This window comes from Kitasatospora sp. NPDC091257 (genome assembly GCF_044757675.1).
Taxonomy (GTDB): Bacteria; Actinomycetota; Actinomycetes; order Streptomycetales; family Streptomycetaceae; genus Kitasatospora; species Kitasatospora lactacystinica.
On the sequence record NZ_JBIVVI010000998.1, the window covers coordinates 1 to 3,442 of the forward strand.

2 protein-coding genes are annotated in these 3,442 nt (G+C 77.3%); both read left to right on the forward strand.

Annotation, left to right across the window (positions count from 1 at the left end; genetic code table 11):
- Nucleotides 1-160 precede the first annotated feature (160 nt).
- On the forward strand, nucleotides 161-1,033 hold the full coding sequence (locus ACIQOV_RS33320; RefSeq protein ID WP_401054487.1) for an ABC transporter ATP-binding protein: 873 nt from the start codon (nucleotides 161-163) through the stop codon (nucleotides 1,031-1,033).
- Entirely contained in the window at nucleotides 1,030-3,435 is a 2,406-nt protein-coding gene (locus ACIQOV_RS33325) for an ABC transporter permease (protein WP_401054489.1), read from the forward strand. Before ACIQOV_RS33320 ends, ACIQOV_RS33325 begins: the two co-directional genes overlap by 4 nt.
- The last annotated feature ends 7 nt before the right edge of the window (nucleotides 3,436-3,442 follow it).

Below are 3,442 nucleotides of genomic sequence, written 5' to 3' on the forward strand. Positions count from 1 at the left end.
GTCGGTGCTGCGGGTTACCAGTCCCCGCCGCCGAAGTCGCCGCCACCGCCGAAATCGCCACCGCCGGTGGCCTGCATGGTTCGCGGAGTCCGTCCTCCCTAGGTTGGAGCACGTTGACGACGAGCGACGCTACGACGCGGAACCGAAGGAAGGCCCACCCATGGCACGCCGCCAAGACCGCCGCAGGACCGACGAGTTCGGGACGGACCAGTACGGCACCGATGGGTACGCCCCCGCCGCCCACGCCGCCCCCGTGTACGGCACCCCCTACGGCACCGCCCCGCAGGCGGCCCCCGCGATCGAGCTGCGCGGGGTGAGCCGCACCTACGGGCGGGGCGAGGCGACGGTGCAGGCGCTGCGCGGGATCGACCTGGCGCTGGCCCACGGCAGCTTCACCGCGGTGATGGGCCCGTCCGGCTCCGGCAAGTCCACCTTCCTCCAGTGCGCGGCGGGCCTGGACCGTCCGGACTCCGGGCAGGTCCGGCTCGGCGGCGAGGACATCACCGCGCTGAGCGAGAACCGGCTCACCAAGCTGCGCCGCAGCCGGATCGGCTTCGTCTTCCAGTCCTTCAACCTGCTGCCCTCGCTGACCGTCGAGCAGAACGTGCTGCTCCCGCAGCGGCTCGCCGGGGAGCGCCAGGACCGCGCCCGGGCGCGGGAGCTGCTGGGCCGGGTGGGTCTCGGCGAGCACGCCCGGCGCCGGCCCGGCCAGCTCTCCGGCGGCCAGCAGCAGCGGGTGGCGATCGCCCGCGCGCTGATCACCCGCCCGGACGTGGTGTTCGCCGACGAGCCGACCGGCGCCCTGGACACCCGGACCGCGCACGAGGTGCTCGCCCTGCTGCGCCAGGCCGTGGACTCGCTCGGCGCGACCGTGGTGATGGTGACCCACGACCCGGTGGCCGCCTCCTTCGCCGACCGGGTGCTGTTCCTGGCCGGCGGCGACATCGTGGACGACCTGCCGCACCCGAGCCCGCAGACCGTCGCGGACCGGATGGTCGCGCTGACCGCCCGCCCGGTGGGAGCGGCGGCATGACCAACGGACTCGCGCGCTCCTCGGTGCGCTTTCGGCCCGCGTCCTTCGCGGGCACCCTGGTCGCCCTGCTGCTGGGCGCCGTCGTGGTGGTGGCCTGCGGCGTGCTGCTGCAGACCGGTCTGACCGCGAGCCTGAAGCCCGCCCGGTACGCGAACACCCCGGTGGTGGTCGCGGCCGAGCAGGCGGTGAAGATCCAGAAGAAGGTCGGCGAGGGCACCGAGACCTCGGAGCAGGCCACCCCGGAGCGGGCCCGGACGGACGCCGCGATGGTCGGCCGGCTGGCCGCGCTGCCCGGGGTCGCGGCCGCCCGCCCGGACACCGCCTTCCCGTTGCCCGCCACCGGCCCGGCGCCGGCCCTGACCGGCCGGGGCTTCGCCGCGCTCGGCATCGCCGGGCCGGGCGACACCCTGGTCGAGGGCCGCGCGCCCGGCGCGAACGAGGTGGTGCTGGACGCCGACACGGCGCGCGCCGCCCACCTCGCCCCCGGCGCGCGCCTCACGCTCACCGCGCCCGGCGGCACCGCGGACTACCGGGTCTCCGGCCTGGCCGCCGCCCAGCAGGCCGGGCCCACCGCCTGGTTCGCCGACGCCACCGCCGACCGCCTCTCCGGCCACCCCGGCCGGATCGACGCCGTCGCCGTCCAGTCCCGCGCGGGCGTGAGCACCGCCGCGCTCGCCGCACAGGTCCGCCAGGCCGTCGGCGGCGACGCCAGGACCTTCACCGGCGACGACCGGGGCGCCGTCGAGCACCCCGCCCTCGGCGGCGCCCGCAGTCTGCTGATGGCTCTCGGCGGCACCTTCGGCGGCTACGCCACCATGACCGCGGTCTTCGTGGTGATGAGCACCGTCGCCCTCGCCACCGGCCAGCGCGCCCGCGAGTTCGCCCTGCTGCGCGCCGTCGGCGCCACCCCGCGCCAGATCCGCCGCACCATCGCCGCCGAGGCGATGCTGGTCGCGCCGCTCGCCGCGGCGCTCGGCATCCTGCCCGGACTCGCCCTCGCCCGCTGGTGGTTCGGCCAGCTGGTCGAGCGCGGCGCCGTCCCCGCGGACGTCCGCCTGGACGTCGGCCCGCTGCCGATGCTCGTCGCCGTCCTCGCCTGCACCCTCGCCGCGCTGACCGCGGGCTTCCTGGCCTCCCGCAGGCCGTCCCGGATGCGGGCCGCCCATGCGCTCGGCGAGGCCTCCGTCGAACCGCCCCGCCCGGGCCGGGTGCGCACCGTCCTCGGGCTGGTCTTCGCCGCCGGCGGCGCCGCGGCCGCCGCCGTCGCCAACTCCCTGGACGGCGCCCAGGCCGCCCAGACCGCGCTCGGCGTGGTGATGTGCCTGATGATGGCCGTCGCCCTGCTCGGCCCCTGGCTGGCCCGGGCCGCCGCCGTGATCCTCGGCGCCCCGCTGCGGGCCGGCGGCGCCCCCGGCTCGCTGGCCGCCGACAACACCCGCGCCAACGCCCGCCGGCTGGCCTCCGCGATCACCCCGATCGTCCTGGTCACCGCCTTCTGCGGCACCCTGCTGATCCTGCAGAGCACCGTGCGCCACACCGCCGGCGAGAACGTCCGGGCCGGCGTCACCGCCGACCACGTGGTCGGCGCCACCGGCCCCGGCCTGCCCGCCGGGACGGCCGAGCGGGCGGCCCGGGTGCCCGGCGTGGACACCGCCGTCGGCGTGCTGCGCACCGGCGTCGTCTACGAGACCGGCGGCCAGCTGGGCTCCGCCCCCGTGCTCGGCGTCGACGGGGACCCGGCGCGGCTGCCGAAGGTGCTCGACCTGGGCGTGCGCAGCGGTACGCTCGCCGACCTCGGCCGCGCCCCCGACACCATCGCGCTGAGCGCCACCCTGGCCGACGCGCTCGGCGCCGGGGTCGGCGACCGGGTCCCGCTCCGGCTCGGCGACGGCACCGCCGTCCGGCCCGCCGTGGTCGCGGTGTACGACCGCGGGCTCGGCGTCGGCCAGGCGCTGCTGCCCCGGGCCGCGGTGGCCGCGCACGTCACCGCCGGGTACGACAGCCAGGTGCTGGTCGCCGACGCGCCGGGTGCCGACCCCGCGGCGGTGGCCGCCGGGCTGGGCGCGCTGGCCGGGGCCGCGGTGACCGACCGGGCCGGGTTCGTCGCCCAGTCCGACAAGGACCTGGAGCTCAGTGGCTGGGCCAACACCGTGATGGCCGTCGTGCTCGGCGGGTTCGCCGCCGTCAGCGCCGCCAACACCCTGGTGATGACGGTGCTGGACCGGCGCCGCGAGGTCGCGCTGCTGCGCCTGGCCGGCACCACCCGGCGCCAGGTGCGCGGCATGATGCGCTGGGAGGCGCTGCTGGTGGCCTTCTCTAGAACCGGTTCGAAACCGGCTGCCCTTCAACACGGTCGATTCGCGTGGATGAATGACGCGGCGGAACTTCGCGTGGACGGATGACGCGGAG